This is a genomic window from Desulfitobacterium chlororespirans DSM 11544 (assembly GCF_900143285.1).
Classification (GTDB): domain Bacteria; phylum Bacillota; class Desulfitobacteriia; order Desulfitobacteriales; family Desulfitobacteriaceae; genus Desulfitobacterium; species Desulfitobacterium chlororespirans.
The window spans coordinates 46,409-65,867 of sequence record NZ_FRDN01000004.1; the positions used below are offsets into that span (position 1 = coordinate 46,409).

Consider the following 19,459-nt stretch of genomic DNA (forward strand, 5'->3'; position numbering starts at 1 on the left):
TAGGTGTAGAAACCTTAATAAGTGTAGAAACCTCTGCCCGTTTTTCTGCCCAGCCAGCCTGCCTTGACATATTTTCTCAACAGGGGGCAGGGCCGATATTTATCGCCAAGTCCTTCATGGAGTACATCACAAATGGCCAGAACCGTATCCAAACCGATCAGATCCGCCAGGGCCAAGGGACCCATCGGATGATTGGCTCCCAGCTTCATGACATTGTCGATAGCTTCCGGTTTGGCAATGCCCTCGTTAAGGGTCCATATGGCTTCGTTAATCATCGGAATCAGAATCCGGTTGGCGACAAATCCCGGGGCATCATTGACCTCCACCGGGGTTTTCCCCATAGCCACACTCAGGTTCTCAATCTCGGTATACACTTCATCACTGGTTGCCAGGCCGCGAATAATCTCCACAAGCTTCATCACCGGGACCGGATTCATAAAATGCATCCCGATCACTTTGTCCGGGCGCTTGGTGCAGGCGCCGATTTCCGTAATCGGCAATGAGGACGTATTGGAAGCTAGAATCGTATGTTCAGGGCAAACCCTATCCAAGGTTTGGAAAATGTCATGTTTAATCGCCATGTTTTCAACTGCCGCTTCGATGACTAAATCAGCCAGAGCCGCATCCTGAAGAGAAACACTGGCTTGAAGCTGTCCGAGGATGCCAGCCTTTTCTTCCGCAGAGAGTTTGCCTTTTTCCACACTGCGGTCCAGATTTTTTTCAATCCCTTTCAGACCACGGGCTACATATTCCTCCTTGATATCATTTAAGATGACCGTGTACCCTGCCTGAGCCGCTACTTGGGCAATTCCGGAGCCCATTTGCCCCGCTCCGATGACCATAATCGTTTTCATAACGTTCTCCTCTCCATGTCATAATTTTTATTTCTTAAATGTTTAGCAATAACAATCCGCTGAATCTGGTTGGTGCCTTCATAGATTTGGGTGATTTTGGCATCCCGCAGATAGCGTTCGATGGGATACTCCCGGGTGTAGCCATAGCCCCCGAAGATCTGCATGGCATCATTGGTTACTTTGACCGCCATTTCACTGGCAAATAATTTGGCCATGGAAGCCTCTTTACTATAGGGCACCCCCTCCACCCGCCTGACTGCCGCCTGATAGACCAATAAACGAGCTGCTTCCAGTTGAGCGGCCATATCCGCAAGCATGAATTGGATGCCTTGGAAATTCATAATCTCCTGCTTGAATTGAACCCTCTCCTGAGCATAGGCCAAGGCAGCCGCAAAAGCCGCCTGAGCAATTCCTACGGCCTGGGCCCCAATCCCGATGCGGCCATCGTCAAGCAAGGCCATGGCAATTTTAAACCCTTGCCCCTCTTCTCCCAATCGGTTCTCGACAGGAACCACCATATCCTCAAAAATCAACTCACGGGTCGATGAACCGTGGAGTCCCATTTTCTTTTCCTTTTTGCCGATGATAAGACCGGGAGTATCGGCATCGACAAGAAAGGCCGTAATTCCCCGGGAACCCTTCGTGCGGTCGGTGGAAGCCAGAACTGTATAGATTCCGGCATAGCCGGTGTTGGAAATGAAGCGTTTGCTGCCGTTGATCACATAGTGGTCACCGCGGCGCTTGGCGGTTGTGACTAAACTGGAGGCATCGGACCCGGAGTTCGGTTCCGTGAGGGCAAAGGCTCCCAGCATCTCTCCTTTGGCGAGCTTCGGCAAATACTTTTGTTTTTGTTCTTCATTGCCAAAATAATAAATCGGAAAGGTGCCAAGGGTGGTGTGAACAGCCATAATGACGGCCGTGGAGGCACAGCCCCGGGCAATTTCCTCAAGGGCTAAGGTGTAGGAGGTAAAATCGGAGCCGGCCCCTCCATACTCCTCCGGAATAGGGATCCCCAGCAGTCCCAGTTCTCTCATCTTATGTACCAGGGCCAAAGGAAACTCATGGGTCTCATCGGTGTGAGCCGCTTGGGGAATGACCTCTTCTTCCACAAAATCTCTGACCATTTTTCGCATCATCTTTTGATCTTCGGTAAGATTAAAGTTCAATGAAGTGACCTCCTTGCCGGCAGTCTCTTTGGGCAGCTGCACAACTATGGGAATATTATAAATTATCTGTTTATAATGCAAATAACGTGCCAATGTGCGTCAAGTTTTAATCCTCATCTCCGGAAAGGCTTGAATTCATTGAGATATTTTCGAAATTTTTAAAATATTTCATCTATTTGTACATGTGAACGCAAAGTTCATATGTCTTTAAAAGCGGACAACATTTTGTCTTTAAATCAGCGAGAAATTAAAAAAAGGCTGGAATTCCAACCTTTTCACTCCCTATGTCTATTAAAAAGGACACTGTCTCCCAAAAACTACAGTGACTCAAAATCGAGACATCTGTCAATTACCCTTGAATATTGTACTTAGCCAGCTTTTTATAGAGCACGGAGCGGTGAATGCCCAGGATTCGGGCAGCCTGTACCTTGTTGCCCTGAACGCGGCGGAGAGTCTTATCAAGAATCTCACGTTCTGCGGCTTGTAAAGCATATTCCAGGGTTTGTTCCCCACCTAGGGTTATGGTTTCCATGACTCCCGGCAGAGCCAAATGCTTAGGCAAAATCCAGGCTTCATCACAAATGACGATGGCCCGTTCCAGGATATTCTCCAGTTCACGAATATTGCCCGGCCAGTCATAAGCACATAAGTGGGTAATGCTTTCCGGTCTCACCCCCTGGATGTCCGTACCCAGTCGCTTATTGATTTTTTCAATAAGTCCTCTGGCAATAAAGCCGATGTCCTCTTTGCGTTCTCTTAAAGGGGGCAGATCGATGGTCAGAACATTGAGACGGTAATAAAGATCAAGGCGGAATTTATGCTCCATCACCATCTTGTGCAGATCCCTGTTCGTGGCTGCAATAATCCGCACATCGACTTTGATGGGTTCTGTCCCTCCCAAACGCTCAAGCTCACGTTCCTGCAGCACCCGCAGCAGTTTGGCCTGCATACCCATAGACATATCGCCGATCTCATCAAGAAAGATCGTCCCTTTGTCCGCAAGTTCAAATTTACCGGGTTTGCCGCCTTTGCGGGCCCCCGTAAACGCACCCTCCTCATAGCCAAAAAGTTCTGATTCCAGGAGGTCTTCCGGCAATGCCGCACAATTCACTTTGATATAAGGTCCATTGCTGCGGATACTTGATTTATGAATAGCATGGGAAAAGACTTCTTTCCCTGTACCGCTTTCACCCAGGATCAGAATCGTCGAGGTTGTTTGAGAGGCGCGATGCGCTAAAGATTTGGCTTTCTTCATTCTGGGACTTTCCCCGATAATATCATCAAAAACGAATTGGGAGGAATGGAATTTGCCCAACTCTTCTTTATAGTACGCAAGGTTCTCTTCCAGGCGCATGACTTTTTTGGCAAACATTTTGGCGATTTCCATGTTTTTGAAAAGAGTCTTGGCCAAGGCCCCCACGACTTTACCTTCCCGTTCAATGGGGACCCGCATGATGATAAAATCACGCCCCTTAAGATGCCAGGTCTCGCCGAATTGGGCCTTCCCTGATTTCAAGGTCTGGGGCAGACTGGAATTAGGGCTGATATCATTAATCTTTTTGCCGATCACATCCTGCACTTTAACCCCGATGACATCCAAAAAGAATTGGTTCATCAGGACAATATTCTCTTGATCATCGATGACGACCATGCCTTCATAAGAATTCTCGACCACCGCCTCCAGTGTGGCCATCAGCTTTTCGTTGGAATTCAGACGATGGCTTACCTCTTCCAGTTCGGTAATATCTTTAAACACGGCTACTGCGCCCAGAACCTTGTGCCCCAGGATGATGGGCAGGAAGTCTGCCTTGGTGTTAAGCTCACCGTAGCTCATGGGGATGCCCCGCAGTTCTTCACCTGTTGCCAGCGCTTTAAAGGTTAAGGAGTCCGGAAAAAAGTTTTTGATCGGTTTGCCGAGGACTTCTTCAGCATGAAAGCCCAGCAATTTTTCCGCAGAAGGGTTAAAGAAAACGATGCGCCCCTGGGCATCAATAGCCACCACGGCATTATGAACAGCTTCGATGGTTTGGCTGATATAGAAATCCAGGTCGTTCAGCAGCTGGTACAACAGGAACAGATTATCATGAAATTTGAATTCCCCTTGATACTCACCTTTGCTGTCAACCACAAAGGCGGTGGGCCATCCTTCGGTAATCAGGACATTGAAATTAAAAAGCAGGCTGTTCTCCTCCGGAAGCAGCCACTCTACCGGCCGTATATAGGATGAAATCGGCGCCCTGGGATCAAACTTCCCCTGGGTTAAACTTTCCATAATATCGGCAGTCCCTAAAACACCCAGAAATCTTTTCTCTTTGCTTACTACCGGCAGATGAGTTCGTTCCTCTTTTAAAATGATCTGCAGAGCATCAGCCAATACGGTCTCTTCATCAAGATAAAGGGAGGAGAGAATCAATTCCTGGCTGTCCAGCAAAGAAAGGCCACTCGAAATAAAGCCATTCATGTTTGTCTCATCTCACTAACCTTCTGTAATATTTAGAAAGAGTTATCATACAAATTATATATTATTCCTAATTTTCTGTATTCGATCGCTAAATCCTGCTTTTCCTTAAATTAATTATTGGAAATGGGAAAGAAGAATCCCGCTGCCGCCCACGGCAGCGGAAATTCTTCTATTCTCCCTTCACCTGGCTTGTTCCGCTACGGCTCGAGAGGATCGTATAAATCCTCCGTCACCGTATCGGTTATCTTTATATCTTTTATTCCAACCAGCTCTCCGCTGGCCGTGATAAAAGCGTTTTTCGCCAGGATAGTATTCATTACGTCCTGCACTACTTCTTTTGTCAGACCCTGCTTAGGGTTGGAGAGCGTAATACCCGCCGCTTTACCCCCGCTGGTCCGGAAAGATAATTTTATTATACGGTTCGTAGAAATTGGCAATCTATTCACCCCCTTCCTGAAATCCCTCCCCAGGTACCCTTTCCCAGGGCCCTTACTCCTCTTCAAGGAGCTGTGAGTTCCTGCTTACGGTGATATCCACTACCTGATCCGCCACTAAACTGAACAACGCCGTGGCGATTTCGTGGAGATCCTCATCCGTAACCGTAGACTTCAATCCGGGGATACTTTTTTTCCTAATCACCGGACTGCCGGAAGGCGTGATCCCGGTCTCACATTTCACAGTCAGAGTTGACGTCAGGGGAATGGCAAGAACTGCCATCCTCCTCACCCCCTTTCTTGTCGTATTGACGACAGGAGCTTGTTTCGCCTGTCCCTTCCAGTCTATGCACTGGATTATCCAATGGTTCCCAAGGTCCTCATAAAGTGGTGGTAATTTTCTTTATTTTTAAATTGGTAGTGATGGCAGGCGGATACACCTTCAGCCTCTTGGTCATATTTTCCATCATCTTATAGGCCGTCTCCCGGTATTCTTCCTTCAGTTGGGGATCGGTGTCCGCTAAACCGGCAAGGGTCTTCAGAAGCCCTTCGTAGGCGTTGAGCATATTGTCCCGGTGAATGGTGAATTGGACATCGGTAATTTTCCGGGCAGAGGGACTCTCTTCTTTGGCCTGGACCGGCTCCTTTGGCTGCGGGGCGGCTTTTTCCGGGCGGGCCTCATCTTTTTGCTTGTAGTCCGATACTTCCTGCTCCAGGCCGGCATTCCGGGTGGTTAATTCGGTGATCCTGCTGTCTTTGTCCGCCACTTCTTTTTCGAGCTCAGACTTTTCCCCGATAGCCCGGTCCCTTTCCTCCCGGGCCTGATCTCTTTCCTGGACAGCCTGCTGAAGTTCCACTTTGCTCATGCCGGCCACATCATGCTCCGCCATAAATTGCTCCCGCTCCTCTTCTGGAAGTCCCAGCAGGATAAGGGCCTGAGTATAAGTCAAATTACCAACCGGTTGGTAATTTGCATCCCCATTGTCTGAGGTGAGCAGCTTAGGTCCATATTCCTCATACAGACGCGTAAGATTCCCGGCTGTGCTTCGGGAATAGCTCACCGACTCCGCCAGCCAGTTCAGCCATTCCCCATGAGGCAGCAAAGCTTTGGCTTCCTTCAGGCGCTTGCCGATCTCCACAGCGCTGATCAGCAGAACTTTGCATGTCTGTTGTCTTATAATCAAGATTTCCGCAGCGATAGTTGAGGTCGTGCGTTCGGTAGCGATCAGATTCATTTTGTTTACCCATCCCTTTTTGATGCTTTTCTATAAACTATGTGGCCAAGTTTATAAACGTGAGGATTTGTACACAAAAAGCCGTTGTCAGCAGACAACAGCTGACAACGGCTTAAAAAGCAAATTAGAGGTCGCCACGATATTCAGCTTTTCAGAATCATCCCGAAGCCATTCCGATTCCTCCCGCCACCATCAATTGCCCCAGTGGCCTTAGTCCCTAAATTCAAGCAACTTAGATGGCTTTATGCGCAGCACGTTCGCAATATTGAACAATACTTCCAATGACATCGTTGTTATCATATTGGGAGCTTCTATCTCGCCAAGATAAGAACGGCTCATCCCGGCCTTTTCCGCAAGTTGATCTTGAGTCATGCCCTCCCTCTTGCGATAATAGGCAATATTCAATTCAAGAGCTATATATTTATCTCTGTTTTCAAGGGCAATTTTTGTACTTCTGGCCATATGCAATCACCTCAATAAAAGTTTATCGTGCAATGTAGCCGATATACATAAGCCGACTCAATCAATCATCAAGTGATTCAACCTTAAAAATAACAGGGCGGATACCATCTGTGCAGCATAATATCTGCAGACCATCTTTTTTATTCCAAGGAACATAAGAAGCACCCGCTGACAACGCGTTTACGCCGCGATAAATATCAATCCAGGCCCAGGGGCAAAAATTCAGAGGCATTTCAGCACCTCCATCATAGATGAATTCATCACCTACATTTAAAAGCAAACACGGTCCTACCTCGGCACCATCTGTCAGATATTCATCAGCAAATTCAGGATAAAACTCTTTTCTTATAACTGAAATCTTTACTTTTTTCACACGTACTCTCCTTTTGCCCTAAGAGCATGCTGTTCCTGCCCTTATGTCACATCCTTATACTCTTCGCTGGTTATATTGCTCAACATCCAACACATATTTTTGAAGCTTTTCCATGCCAGGCATTGCCAGCTCACCGGCATAATTCATCCCCAGTTTAGCTAAAATTTTTTCTGAGTAACTATTTTGGGGGTTAACGGCTGCGGCTATACATGCTAATTTCAGTACGGAAAAACCATAATCCAATACGGCTTTTGCCGCCTCATAACCGTAACCCTTGTTCCATGAATTCGGGCACAGCCCATATAATAACTCATTTTCACCCATAACATCACAATACCTAATTCCACAATACCCGATATACATAGTGCTCTCTTTTTCTATAACAGTAAATTCAGAGTTTTGGCCGGAATCCACCCACTCCTCTTGAAATATCTTATATCTTTCTTCATAGGTGTAAGGAGTAATGCCACCTGTATACATCGTCGCCATAGGATCGTTTTTCATCAGCCAATATCCAGCAAAATCTTCTATCACCGGTTTCCTCAGAATTAATCTTTCTGTTTCTATAGACATGGCTAACCCCACCTAATATAGATTCTATTTCTATAAATGAGCATTTCAGTTGACAGTACCAAACTACTGCGGTAGTATTAGGGCGACAACATAAACTACTGCAGTAGTTAGGAGATTGCTGACATGGAAATCAAACTCTTTGACTCAGAACTCAAGGTCATGGATGTTCTTTGGAAAGAAGGTGATCTGACCGCCAAACAGATTTCGGACATTCTCAAAGAGCGGGTGGGCTGGAACATGAATACCACCTATACCCTTATCAAACGATGCATCGCCAAAGGCGCCATAGAACGCAGGGAACCAAACTTTCTCTGCCACGCCTTAATCCCCAAGGAACAGGTTCAGGAGCAGGAAACGACAGAACTGATTAACAAGATCTTTGATGGTTCTGCGGATTTGCTTTTCACCTCTCTCCTGAACAGAAAGTGCCTGACCGGGGAGGAAATCAAGCGCCTGAAACAAATCGTCAGCACTCTGGAATGAGGCAAAATGAATGCCCCTTGAAAGGAGGACCTATGGGAAAGAGAGTTTTGTTTTATTTACTCTATGCGCTCTCTTTTATTATCCTTATCCGGTTGGGAATAACCTATAGCTTCGAACTGAAGTCTTTCATCAGTAAAGACTATAATCCGTATCCCGCATGGACTTTTAACATCGCTCTGTCAGTATTAATCGGCTTGATGCTTGGGCTTCCGGAATTTATCCGCAGATATAAGAAACCCGGGAAATGGAGAATCCAATGGGAGAGATTGCTCATTGTCGGGCTTCCGGCCCTGTTCTTTACGTTTTCTCAGTTTATATTTTTTTCATCTCTGGGGAAATATCCGTCCTTGATATTAAGCCCTTGGATTTATGAAAAACACGGCGTAATCATCTGCGGCATACTCTTCGGCTACACGATGATCATTTCCATGGATAAGAAGGGAGAATCCCCTGCTTCGCTTAAGGGATCGCCAAATCAAGAGCATGAAGGAGACAGCTAAATCTTTTATCCTAACGCCAAATTGGATTTTGAATTGCTCCTGTTATACTCAATATGTTTGGTCAGAGCCCTCAAAGTAGGGAATGTTTGTGACTATAATCACCTTTTTACGAGAAGAAAGACAAATTTTAGCTATAAGGAATTTCCTTGCCTTCAACTAAGGCCTTCAGATTAGCTAATGACATATCATATCCTTCCATATTCGTTGAAACTTTAACGCCGTGTTTCTCCTTTTCTAAAACAAAAGAGATGAGCATTTCGTGTGAATCCATTTTAAACGAAAACTCTCGGCAATGAGCAACTTTTTCTATTGTTAGAGACATCGGAAGCTTCTCTTTGAGATTATTATGAACATTAGGCATTAATGTAAAAAGCATTTTTTCACCGGCCTGTAGCTTAGGAATTTTCCAAGGTGAGCCCGGTGCATACCATTTCGCAAGTTTATCCTCATTTGTGAGAGCATCCCACACTGCCTCAATATCTCCATCAATCATAATAAAGCTATTTGCTTCCAGATGATCCATCATGTATCCCTCCAAAAGGAAAATATCATTTGATTTATTATTTTAAACTGAAGTATATTATATAGATTGCATAGATTGCACATTAGTTATGAAAAAACTTCATCAGCCTATCCTTCTTGGGAGGTTCACCGCTTAATCGGTTCGTATTCTATATGTGATTCTTCATCCGTCGCTTCCAGCTTAAAAATAACTGGTCTTAGCCCGTCGTTACAGCTGCAAATTGCCACACCTGGTTGACGTATCCAGTCCCCGTAATAGAATACATCGCTCCCAGCCCCATGGGCCAATGCGAAAACATATTGATAGATCACCTTCCAGGCTTCGTCACAGAAATCAGCTGGCTTTGCATAATCAGCATAAAAAACTTGTCCCGTTTCATGCATCGGACATGCCGATAACCCCTTAACGCTTTACGTTGTCATCAGGTCAGGATGGGTACCTGGGTTAGAGCATAATTTAGCATAGCTGTCGAATGTTTCTCAGCAGCTTCCAGACATTATCTCCGTAATTGCTCACCAGCGTAATCACAACATTTGCACTTGGTTCATAGGCAGAAATAAAGCTCACACCAGGATCGCGGCCTTGAAAATATGGGCTATGACCGTTGTTCCCCCTCGGTTCCAACCAGATTCCATAACCATAGTATCCTGCTTCTTTATTCCCATTATGGCAGCATAACATTTCCAGAGTTGTTTTCCGGGTCATCAGCTTATACGACAAAAGCCCATCCCAGAATCTTCCGATATCACCTACTGTTGTAAACGCGCCACCTGCACCGGTCCCTTTAACATCTACGCTGTATATATTGGTACGGAATCGGTTCTTTTCTCCATCAAAAATGTAGTTATTGGCGCACTTTGCGGGAAGAGAATCCAGCTCATAATAGCCGGTAGAATCCATTGCGCAAGGGTTAAAGACATTCAGATGAAGGTAGCTGTCAAACGGTTTATTGGTCACAGCTTCAATCATCATTGCCAGCACGACAAATCCTGTATTATTGTATTGAAACTTTGTGCCGCGAGGATACATCATTGGTTTGTCAAGAAACAGCGGCAACACATCCGAATTCGTTCGAATTCTGTAATTGGGAAAGTCTTTCCACAAATCCCCGTACTCGCTCATTACACTTTCGTCGAAGTAATCTGGAATACCGGATGTGTGCATAAGCAATTGCTCAATAGTAATGTTTGTATCAATCTTATGCCAATCCAAGGGAAGAATGTCGCCGAGTGTATCTTGAAGGCGCAATTTTCCGCTTTCAATCAGCTGGAGTATTGAAACGGCGACAAAAACCTTTCCTGCGGAAGCAGTCGCAAATTTTGTTTCAAGCGTATTGGGAATTCGATTTGGAAAATCCGAGTAGCCATATGCCTCTCCAAATATAATTTGTTTATTATTTGAAATTTGGATGCAGCCCCGAAAGCTTTGATCGATCAAAATATGTTTGATACGGTTAATATCCATAGTCTACTTCTCCACCATCAGAAATTTCAGTAGTCGATAAGTCTATCATAGCACACTTTTCCACATAAAAAGGTGGCAAGAAAACTCCACTCAAGCCGCTCATTTTGAAAATAAAGCAGGACCACGTCTGTTCCTGCTTCACTCAATTTAATTTATCAATCCTTCATAGTTTCCCTTGCCATAGATAATCCGGCGGATTTGAACTGTATCACCCCTGATAACCAAAAGAACAAGATAGCTTTCCACGATCAGGCAGCGATAGCCTTTAGCCCTTAACGTTACATCCCGTACTAATGGGCATCGCTCAGGCATTTTCTAAAGCCATACATATGTTTACTCACTAAGAACAACCTTATTCCTTCCGGTGCTTTTGGCTAAATACAGATAATTATCAGATCTTGTTATTAAATCCTTTTTATTAACGTTAGGGGTTGAACAGTATGCTGCGCCAATGCTGACTGTCAGGTTGCCACCCGGCTGTTTATCCTGAAACCTGAAATCATAATCCTCCACAGCCTTTCTGATCTTTTCCGCAGCTATTTCAAACCCTTTCTCTGAGGTATGGCAGCAAATAACGGCAAACTCTTCTCCACCGTATCTGCATAATATATCAGTCGGATATAATACCCCTTTAACAACCGTAACGATTGTCTGTAAAAGCTCATCCCCCGCCAGATGCCCATTATTATCATTATAGTTTTTAAAATAGTCTATATCAAACATGATCAACCCAAAATTATTGACACTTTTTTCTGATTCCAGGCCGTATGCCTGCAGCCTGTTTACGAGATCAATCTCCTGCTGCAATCTTTCATCAAAGAAATATCTATTATAAGACTGGGTCAGCCAATCCCGGGTTGCCAGACTCTGCAGCCTCTCATTGAGCTGCATAACCTCCTTCAGATTATTTTTATGCTCAGTAATATTCTTTTTTAAAATGATAGTTCCTATGGGATTGCCGCTGACATAAATGGGTGTGATCTCCACCCTATAATAGACAATAGCTTCATCCCTGGGCTTGGAGATTTCAAAGCTCACTTTTTTTTGCTCACGAATAGCTTCGTCCAGAAAGCCTTTGAACCTCTTAACATCGAGATCACTATAATTCTTTTTGATTATTGCCATAATGTCGACTTTCCTGGATACCCCGCTAAAATCGCTTACAAAAGCTTGGTTGTAATCAATGATTTCCAAATCCTCATCAATCACCACGTAGCTGTCAGAAATCAAATCAACAACCGTTTGCAAGGCGATGGGTATTACGTTCAGGAAATCAAACTTAACCGTGGCTATGACAAAAAAGCTGATCGTCACGGCAAAGGCAATATTTTCGATTGCCGTTGACCAATCAAAGATCTTAAATGTGCTGATCGCGTCCATGATCAGCGCAATCATAATGCCAATACATATTAACGAGGATTGTTTGGAGAAAACGCCATAGTTCTTTATGGAAAAAATCACAAGATAGGCCAAGCCAATCCCTATACACAAATAGGAATATATCGTATGTATCGTAAAATAGATACCAAAATTTTGCTTGGAGGGTATCAGGCTAAAGACAGTATAAAACAAGTGATGACTCTGATTGGTAAGCAGCACCCCAATAGAGATGACAGGAACAACAAACAGCAGCCCATGCTTCCATGTGAATTTTATTTTGGTTCGGGCAAATATTAACCCGGTAAATAATATGGAAATTGATACAAGAATCGTACCCAAAAAGTACAGCCGCTCGCAAATTGCCAGTATCCATGGAACATTGTCAAACGTCATATACAATAATACCGCCATATTCCATAGGAGAATGCTGGCCGTCATACTTAAAACAGCATAATGAATTTGCTTTTTCCGCCTTCTTTTGGCGATTAACAACCAAAAATATAATATCACCAAGGTGGATAAAACCAGCAGCATATTAATGATACTGACATTGTCCAAAGTATACATCCTCCTCATAGATGATCCGGAATGACACTTTGTATCATTTTTTTCAGTCTAACATAGGGCTATCAAGTGTTCAATGTTAAAATGGCCCTCTGGCGCCGGAATAAACTGCTTGGCTCCGCAAGCAAGGGGCACAGTTTCGAAACCTTGCGGATTTGAAATCGGGTAAGAGGTAACCAACTAATGATTAGCCTCCTACCCGATTCGTCATCTCACTTGACTGAGATATTCCCCAAAAAAGCATCCCCGCTTGGAGATGCTGTCCCTATATGCTCATTTAGCTTGATCCTTAATACTTTCAAGGGGAAAGGTGACCCGCCAACTACCTTCGACTTTCAAGCCAGAAGTAACAAAGTCGCCATACAAGGTATAGCCCCCGATTTCATCTTGGGGAATATCAAAAACGTAATTGTCATATTCAATGCGTCCTGGTTGTTCATATTGATTGGAAAAAGCGAAGCTATAATTGTGATCAACTCTATTTCCGTTGCCATCTTTTAAATAGAAAAAACCGTGATTGTCGTTGTCCGATGGTTCTTTTACGGCTGTTTGAATATGAAGTTTACCCTCAATATAACCTATGCCGCTTAGACTAATGCCATCTATTGAAAATTCGCTCATAGGGGCTGATGGCGTAAGTGCAATAGGTTTTTGATCACCGCCCACAAACTTTTTATAATCTAACCCGCCTCCGCCATTAGATGAAACTATTTGTGTACTTTCAGCGACATCAACGTCGGAAAGAGCAATCGGCACCAAGATGTCCTTATAATTTTTCTTATGACTTAAAAATTCACGCACAGAAAAGGTTATTTTATCGCCAACAATATTTTGGTTGCCCCATTCTTCAATCGTAATTAAAAAGGTTGCTGTTTTTGTGCCGGCATCATAGCCTACACGCTCACAGTGTGCAGCACTGGCAAAGGGACGGTTTATCGAATAGCTATCGAACAAATCGATGGTTTCGTCAACACGATTTTGCTCTGTCAAATCCTGCATGGTAATATACACCTCGGCTATGTTGTCATGAATGTATGCTGAAACTACATCCATTTTAATTCCATTATCTTCATCAGATTTTTGTACAGTCATAAACAACTGTGCAACCTGTGGGGAAACCAAATACATCAGCTGATATACGGGCTCAACATTGGCAGCTAACACGGGCATTGCCAGTGAAAGACAAAGGCAGATTGATACAAGAGCCGCTGCCGGCTTGCGCAATGAGCTAAGCGGCTTTTGACGGCTACGTGCTTTATTGCGAGTTGTTTGAATTGCTGAATCAACTAGAATTTCATCCGGTTTAATTTGGCTAAAGAGGTTTTTATAATTTTCTCTAAACATAATCGTCCTCCTTAATAACTGCTTTTAATGCCGCTCTTGCTCTTGTAAGCTGAGTGCGAACCGTAGAGTTTTTCCTGTTCAATGCTTTGCCTATTTCTTCAATGGACATATCCTCATAATAGAACAAGTAGATAACTCCTCTATATTTGGGCGGCAACTTTTGCAGCTCATAGTATAAGTCCATAGCTTCTTTTGTTTCAAATGCAATATCATCGTCGATTGGCTGAACATTTTTGAACCACGAGCTGCGCCAAAAGCTTTTGGAGCAGTTTATGGTTACTCGTATGAACCACGCCTTACGATGTTCTTCCTCATGAAACACAGGCTTTTTTCTGATAAAGCGAAGGAACACCTCTTGGAAAATTTCATCTGCATCGTGCCGTGTTCCCATGCGAGCAAAAGCGAGGCGGTATACCAGCTCAGAATACTGCTTAATAATTTTTTCTTCGCAATCGTCCGCACACAATGATTGTTTTTCCACTTCATAAGCCTCCCTTCACTACTAACACTTTCGATATATGCAAAAAGCTACAATGAAATTGAAAAAAATTTAGCGTGCTCATGAGCACGCTAAAAGCAGACTGTATTGTAAACTTGTTTCTATAACAACGCAAAATGGGTACTCTCGATCATTGATTTCATTTCACATAAGCAAAAAGGGTGTCCGGCAGGGTCAAACATAACTCTCCAATTATTAGAAAATTGCTCAGCTGCGATTGTTGCTCCACACTGGATTGCATATTGAACTGCTTTTTCTAAATCATTAACGGCGAAGTCTATATGTGCCATTTGCTGTTGAGCTTCAGGCTTTTCCGGCCACACAGGCGGTTTATACTCAGGATTCCGTTGAAACAATATACCAGGATATGCTCCCTGATTGGTTCCTGGAGCGTATACACATGCCCACTCTTCATCGATAAACATTATTTCCCACTTGAGCAACGCCCCATAAAATTTTGCTAATTCATGGGGGTCTTTGCAATCCACTGTAAATGAGTACATTTTGATTTTCAATTCTTCATTATCCATAACGCTAATACCTCCCTAATATAATAATCTACACTTCAACTTCTATTTGCCTGCGTGATGCAATAACAGTTAGGTCAAAGGATGCCGGCCAAATAGGCGATAAAATTGGAATTTGACTGTTGCGCATTGTGCTTATTCTCCACCCAGCCATTGGTCGGCATGGTGACCGCCGGACCAATACCAATGAGGGCGGTCTAATTGCCACAGATCATTGTCTCTATAGTATTTCTGCTCTCTTTCAAGAATTTGATTATCTTCACGATAGGAGACTTCACGGACAATCTCCATTTTCCCGTTTACAAGCTCCCTTTCCACTAACCCGTACCAATCGGTATCCAATTCATTCGTAAGGACATATTCACCATCGATAAATTTATAAATACTGCCACCCCAATATGCTGCGCCTGAGCCTCCGGCTGAGTAAATACACTTTTTCTGGACATCAAGTGCGGGATTGCAAATTTCGGCAAATGATTTTGACGCTGCAAACGATGATGTTTTCGGATCCCACAGCCAACAATCATACCACGTATTGCTGTGCGCGCCCCCGAAAGAGTTCAGTATAATCACATCCTTATATCCGTCGAAATTCGCATCTGTAATGTGAAGCCCCATTGTGTCCATCATTCCATTGTAGACGTGGTAACCGCTTACCTCGCCATCCAAAATCTCCGAAAAATCCGCCGATAGAATGGATTCGCCGTTATTGTCATAAACATTAAGGCCCATAACAAAACCGTACATCCATTCATCCTCTCCCTGCACCACCCCTGTCGCCACAAAACGATATTCAGGCATACTCTCATGCAAACGGTCCTGAATTTCATACGTATGTAGTCCCGACGAGGAGTCAGGCGTATCCATATTGCTTTCCTTGACACCTGAAGCACTGGCTATACTTTTCATGTCACCCACCGGAGGAATATTACAGCCACTTATACCCAAAAAGAATATAAGCAAAGTCAAAACATAGATGCTTTTTTTCACCCTATCACCCTTCACTATGTAAATAATCCGCAACACTCTACCGTTACCTTCCCTAAAAGAGTGCAGGCATTAATCTCGCTAAGATAGAACGCCAAACGAGGTAGAACTTCATCCCGGGGGAATATCAAGAAGCCGAGGCGGATTTACGTATACGTAAATCTAAGATAGAAATATTGATATACAGTTGGACAGTATCTGTATAAATATGTCCTCTGATAAATCGTAATACTCTCTCATACTCTTCATCAGTAAAGCAGGCAACTAGATAAAAAGCGTTCTTATATTTGCTTGACAGCATATACTCAGTTAATTGTTTTTCATACCCTTTTTTTAAGTATGACGGGCTGTTTGCTTTCTTTATTTCAATCAATATCTTCTCATCTTCATGCTTATTTCGATACAATTTAAAGTCTACTTGACCGTTGCCCAATAAGGCTTCTCTTGTTATTTCAATTTCCTGATTATAAAAATACGCATCCATAATATTTTCCATAATTGTTTGTATTCGATCTTCTCTAACTGGTTTCCTGTTTTCCCAAAATAGCTTATATAGATTGCCGGAATGCATTCTATCCTCAATATAACTCAACATGCCAGATACCTCACCTGTTAATGTCAAATGATTTGTACTATATTGATGCTGAATATCCATAGGCATAATCTCAAAGTAAAAATCAATATTAATACCCATCCTATGTTCTAATGACGTATCCCCGAGGACTCTTCTGTTGTATATTTGCGGGATTATTTGAAAATCCAAATCAGTAAAGAATATATCCGGATAGCTAAATACATCATAATAAAATGCTTCCTGCTTATCTAATGAAAATGAATTATCTTCCTGGCAATCTAACTTAGCTGCTGCACTGATTAAGGAACGGCATTTTTTATCAAAATAGAATGAGTCAAATTTCTCCATATCCTCTTCCCTTAAATCTGCCATATAGTCTATAAATTGATATAAAGCTAATTCATGAAAAGCGCTCATCCGATGATAGAATGTAAATGATAATGTAAAAGTGTACCACTCCAAGGCCTTTTGACAATGGATTAGTTTACCACCTAACATAAGAATCCTTGTAAAATAGTATCTAATAGTTTGCAAGGAGGAATGAAAGGTGTGATCATTGGAGTGGACCTCTACTCAGCCATCCGTATTCGATATACCGACGGTGAATCCATTCGCTCAATTGCTAAAAGCCTTAGTATTTCCAGACAGACCGTTAAAAAGTATTGTGAAGGTTCAACCCATCCGGAAGTGCGGAAAACCTACCAACGAGAATCCGAAGTCGTCAATGATGATGTCAAATCGTTCATCCTTAGCTGCTTCAAAGAAGATGAAGCTGAGAATCTCAAAAAGCAAAAACATACAGCCAAACGAATTTATGACCGATTGGTTGCTGAGGAGAGCTTTGAAGGCTCTTACTCCTCCATACGAACAGCGGTTAGACTTCTAAAGGCCGAAAGGACAGTCCCCCCGCAAAGCAGCATCCCACTTTCTTATGCGCCAGGAGAAGCGGTACAAATTGACTGGGGCGAAGCTACTGTATACTTAGATGGGCAGAAAACCAAGTTATATACCTTTTGTGGGCGATTATGTTACAGTTGCGACATCTTTGTCCAGGTCTACAAAGCGAGCAATGAAGAAACCTTCTTAGAGGCTCAACAGCTTATGTTCGATTTCTTTGGCGGAGTTCCGAGACGACTCATCTTTGATAATGCCAAAGTGGCTGTAAAAGAGGGCTTTGGGATGTATGCCAAACCCCAGAACAAATACCTTTCCTTTAGCGCCCATTATGCCTTTTCCCTAGACTTTTGTAATCCTGCAAGGGGTAATGAAAAAAGCCTGGTTGAAAATCTTGTCGGATATTCCAGAAGAAACTTCCTCGTCCCAGTTCCCAGAGTAGCAGATATTGAGCAACTGAATCGTAAGCTTCGGGAGGCCTGTATCCATTACCGTGAGAAGCATAAGGTACAACACCGCACTCACCCTGTAAACCGAATGTACCAGGAAGAAGCGAATCTCTTAAATCCCCTACCCCGATTCAGATTTGATACGAGCAAAACGGCGCTAGCCAAAGTTGACGATTTCTCCACAGTACGCTATGAGAAAAACAACTACTCCGTTCCCACAAGATATCTTCGAAAGAATGTGACCGTTAAGGGATACGCCAATACCCTTCGCATTCTCCATGAAGGAACAGAAATCGCCACCTTCTCCCGTCAGTATGGCTCAGGTAACACTCGATATTGTTTAGAGCATTACATCGATCTTTTAGAAAGGAAGCCTCGTTCTGTTCAAAACGCTAAGCCGGTTAAAGAGACACTGACCCAAGAGCTTCTGACTTGGGGGAGTCAATTGCCGGGTGGGAATAAAGAAATGGTTAAGCTTCTGAGGCTCTGTGTAGATTATGGAGAAGATCGAATCCTGGCCATTAAAAAACGTATCCCTGGTCAGATGGTTCCTACCGTGGATATGGTCAGAACTTATCTAAGCGAACCTGCTGAATCGTCCATCATCTATCTTAAAAATGAGATTAGTATTACCCAGACTGATTTAAGAAAGTATGATGAAAGATACGGGGTAACAAGCCAATGATCACTATCCAGGCTCAGACCATTGAACTTTATGCCAAGCAATTAAGGCTACCTAGCTTTAATCATTATGAGAATGTTATCCGTCAACTGGGAAGTAACAAAAGCTATGACGAATTTCTTCTCGCCCTTATGAAAATGGAACTGGATTCTCGCATGGAAAGCAGCCATCGCCGAAAAATTAAAACAGCTCATTTTCCTTACATCAAGACCCTTGACGAGCTGGACTGCAGTTACTTTGAACATCTTACCGAAGCCTTTATCCATGAACTGGGAAGCTGTGACTTTGTGAGTAAACGACAGAACGTCGTGATGATCGGAAACCCCGGGACAGGCAAATCTCACCTGAGTATAGCTCTTGGTGTCAAAGCTTGCATGCAAGGGATGAATGTAAAGTTTTATACTGCAGCTAATCTTTCTAATGAACTGATAGAAGCTCAGGAATACAAAAAACTCCTTAAGATTGAGAAGCAGCTTGCTAAGACGGATCTGTTAATTATTGATGAATTAAGTTACCTGACCTTTAATCGGCATCAATCGGAATTATTGTTCAAAGTTATTGCGGACAGAGCCGAACGCCGGAGTGTGATCGTCTCAACCAACCTAAAGTTCTCTGATTGGGTCACCATGTTTGAAAACACCACCATGGTTACGGCTCTTATTGACCGATTGACGTTCAGATCCCATGTATTGAATATGAATTCTGATCATCCGTATAGAGCCGAGTATTCTAACACGAGTAATTAGAGCCAAGGGAAATACCTGCAAGAGTATTTCCCTATCTTTAGAAGCTAAGTGGTAAACTTTTTCACTGTCAAAAACTTAAACATGGGGTGTGAATCTATTTCAGTGTAAATGGAATAATCATCCAGATAATTGGCAATACTATTATTGCGGCATAACTAGGGCCACGCTGAGGAGCGACCCAACGCCTGTCGCAGCTTATACGATGAACGGTGGAGATGTCTTCCGCCGTTTTTTGTTCATCGGTAAGCTTCAAGCGGATAAACCTCGGGAGTTTGAGGGCAGCGC

At 43.5% G+C, this 19,459-nt stretch carries 22 protein-coding genes and 1 pseudogene; 4 read left to right on the plus strand and 19 right to left on the minus strand.

All coding sequences use genetic code 11. The features are described 5' to 3' along the window. Nucleotides 1-14 precede the first annotated feature (14 nt). From BUA14_RS03100 to BUA14_RS03140, 9 genes are all read right to left on the minus strand, one after another. The gene (locus tag BUA14_RS03100) at nt 15-854 is read right to left on the minus strand and encodes a 3-hydroxybutyryl-CoA dehydrogenase (protein ID WP_072771239.1); all 840 of its coding nucleotides are present in this window, start codon (nt 852-854) and stop codon (nt 15-17) included. Next, a complete protein-coding gene (locus BUA14_RS03105; protein ID WP_072771708.1) occupies nt 851-2,020 on the minus strand; it encodes an acyl-CoA dehydrogenase in 1,170 nt (389 codons plus the stop codon). Before BUA14_RS03105 ends, BUA14_RS03100 begins: the two co-directional genes overlap by 4 nt. A 349-nt stretch (nt 2,021-2,369) precedes the next feature. Then, nucleotides 2,370-4,481, minus strand: a complete 2,112-nt coding sequence (locus BUA14_RS03110; RefSeq protein WP_072771240.1) for a sigma-54-dependent Fis family transcriptional regulator — start codon at nt 4,479-4,481, stop codon at nt 2,370-2,372. 197 nt (nt 4,482-4,678) lie between these two features. Next, nucleotides 4,679-4,918: a DUF2922 domain-containing protein gene (locus BUA14_RS03115; RefSeq protein WP_015944267.1), complete on the minus strand. Its 240-nt coding sequence runs from the start codon at nt 4,916-4,918 to the stop codon at nt 4,679-4,681. 52 nt (nt 4,919-4,970) lie between these two features. After that, entirely contained in the window at nt 4,971-5,198 is a 228-nt protein-coding gene (locus BUA14_RS03120) for a DUF1659 domain-containing protein (protein WP_005816046.1), read from the minus strand. A gap of 97 nt (nt 5,199-5,295) precedes the next feature. Beyond that, entirely contained in the window at nt 5,296-6,150 is an 855-nt protein-coding gene (locus BUA14_RS03125; protein WP_072771241.1) for a DUF3102 domain-containing protein, read from the minus strand. 210 nt (nt 6,151-6,360) lie between these two features. Further along, nucleotides 6,361-6,612, minus strand: coding sequence for a helix-turn-helix domain-containing protein (locus BUA14_RS03130; protein WP_072771242.1), 252 nt, complete (start codon nt 6,610-6,612; stop codon nt 6,361-6,363). Between the two features lie 61 nt (nt 6,613-6,673). Further along, nucleotides 6,674-6,985, minus strand: a complete 312-nt coding sequence (locus tag BUA14_RS03135; protein ID WP_072771243.1) for a TIGR04076 family protein — start codon at nt 6,983-6,985, stop codon at nt 6,674-6,676. Nucleotides 6,986-7,039: 54 nt separating this feature from the next. Beyond that, the gene (locus BUA14_RS03140) at nt 7,040-7,558 is read right to left on the minus strand and encodes a GNAT family N-acetyltransferase (protein WP_072771244.1); all 519 of its coding nucleotides are present in this window, start codon (nt 7,556-7,558) and stop codon (nt 7,040-7,042) included. Between the two features lie 123 nt (nt 7,559-7,681). Here BUA14_RS03140 and BUA14_RS03145 point away from each other — a divergent pair, with 123 nt between their 5' ends. Further along, nucleotides 7,682-8,041 (plus strand): BlaI/MecI/CopY family transcriptional regulator, encoded by a 360-nt coding sequence (locus BUA14_RS03145; RefSeq protein ID WP_072771245.1) that lies wholly within the window; start codon nt 7,682-7,684, stop codon nt 8,039-8,041. A gap of 32 nt (nt 8,042-8,073) precedes the next feature. Further along, complete coding sequence (locus BUA14_RS03150; RefSeq protein WP_072771246.1) at nt 8,074-8,541, plus strand: hypothetical protein; 468 nt, start codon at nt 8,074-8,076, stop codon at nt 8,539-8,541. A 127-nt stretch (nt 8,542-8,668) separates the two neighbouring features. On the opposite strand, the gene BUA14_RS03155 is transcribed toward BUA14_RS03150, so the two are convergent. From BUA14_RS03155 to BUA14_RS03195, 9 genes and pseudogenes are all read right to left on the minus strand, one after another. After that, the gene (locus BUA14_RS03155) at nt 8,669-9,067 is read right to left on the minus strand and encodes an SRPBCC domain-containing protein (RefSeq protein WP_207649529.1); all 399 of its coding nucleotides are present in this window, start codon (nt 9,065-9,067) and stop codon (nt 8,669-8,671) included. A 122-nt stretch (nt 9,068-9,189) separates the two neighbouring features. Continuing rightward, nucleotides 9,190-9,468: pseudogene (locus BUA14_RS03160) on the minus strand (TIGR04076 family protein); the annotation flags it as partial. Between the two features lie 52 nt (nt 9,469-9,520). Next, complete coding sequence (locus BUA14_RS03165; RefSeq protein WP_072771248.1) at nt 9,521-10,528, minus strand: serine hydrolase domain-containing protein; 1,008 nt, start codon at nt 10,526-10,528, stop codon at nt 9,521-9,523. A 333-nt stretch (nt 10,529-10,861) separates the two neighbouring features. Beyond that, nucleotides 10,862-12,475 (minus strand): histidine kinase N-terminal 7TM domain-containing diguanylate cyclase, encoded by a 1,614-nt coding sequence (locus BUA14_RS03170; protein WP_242954531.1) that lies wholly within the window; start codon nt 12,473-12,475, stop codon nt 10,862-10,864. 270 nt (nt 12,476-12,745) lie between these two features. Next, nucleotides 12,746-13,816, minus strand: a complete 1,071-nt coding sequence (locus BUA14_RS03175; protein ID WP_072771250.1) for a hypothetical protein — start codon at nt 13,814-13,816, stop codon at nt 12,746-12,748. Further along, complete coding sequence (locus BUA14_RS03180) at nt 13,809-14,297, minus strand: RNA polymerase sigma factor (protein ID WP_072771251.1); 489 nt, start codon at nt 14,295-14,297, stop codon at nt 13,809-13,811. The genes BUA14_RS03175 and BUA14_RS03180 overlap by 8 nt, the downstream gene beginning before the upstream one ends. Before the next feature lie 119 nt (nt 14,298-14,416). Then, complete coding sequence (locus BUA14_RS03185) at nt 14,417-14,845, minus strand: VOC family protein (protein ID WP_072771252.1); 429 nt, start codon at nt 14,843-14,845, stop codon at nt 14,417-14,419. Between the two features lie 132 nt (nt 14,846-14,977). Then, nucleotides 14,978-15,832 (minus strand): XAC2610-related protein, encoded by an 855-nt coding sequence (locus tag BUA14_RS03190; protein ID WP_242954532.1) that lies wholly within the window; start codon nt 15,830-15,832, stop codon nt 14,978-14,980. Nucleotides 15,833-15,956: 124 nt separating this feature from the next. Beyond that, on the minus strand, nt 15,957-16,901 hold the full coding sequence (locus BUA14_RS03195) for a hypothetical protein (RefSeq protein ID WP_143153417.1): 945 nt from the start codon (nt 16,899-16,901) through the stop codon (nt 15,957-15,959). A gap of 51 nt (nt 16,902-16,952) precedes the next feature. Here BUA14_RS03195 and istA point away from each other — a divergent pair, with 51 nt between their 5' ends. Continuing rightward, the gene (gene istA, locus BUA14_RS03200; protein ID WP_072771710.1) at nt 16,953-18,431 is read left to right on the plus strand and encodes an IS21 family transposase; all 1,479 of its coding nucleotides are present in this window, start codon (nt 16,953-16,955) and stop codon (nt 18,429-18,431) included. After that, nucleotides 18,428-19,174 (plus strand): IS21-like element helper ATPase IstB, encoded by a 747-nt coding sequence (istB, locus tag BUA14_RS03205; RefSeq protein WP_072771254.1) that lies wholly within the window; start codon nt 18,428-18,430, stop codon nt 19,172-19,174. Before istA ends, istB begins: the two co-directional genes overlap by 4 nt. A 94-nt stretch (nt 19,175-19,268) precedes the next feature. Here the strand turns inward: istB and BUA14_RS28275 are convergent. Continuing rightward, on the minus strand, nt 19,269-19,459 hold a 191-nt coding region (locus BUA14_RS28275; RefSeq protein ID WP_207649530.1), incomplete at its 5' end, for a hypothetical protein.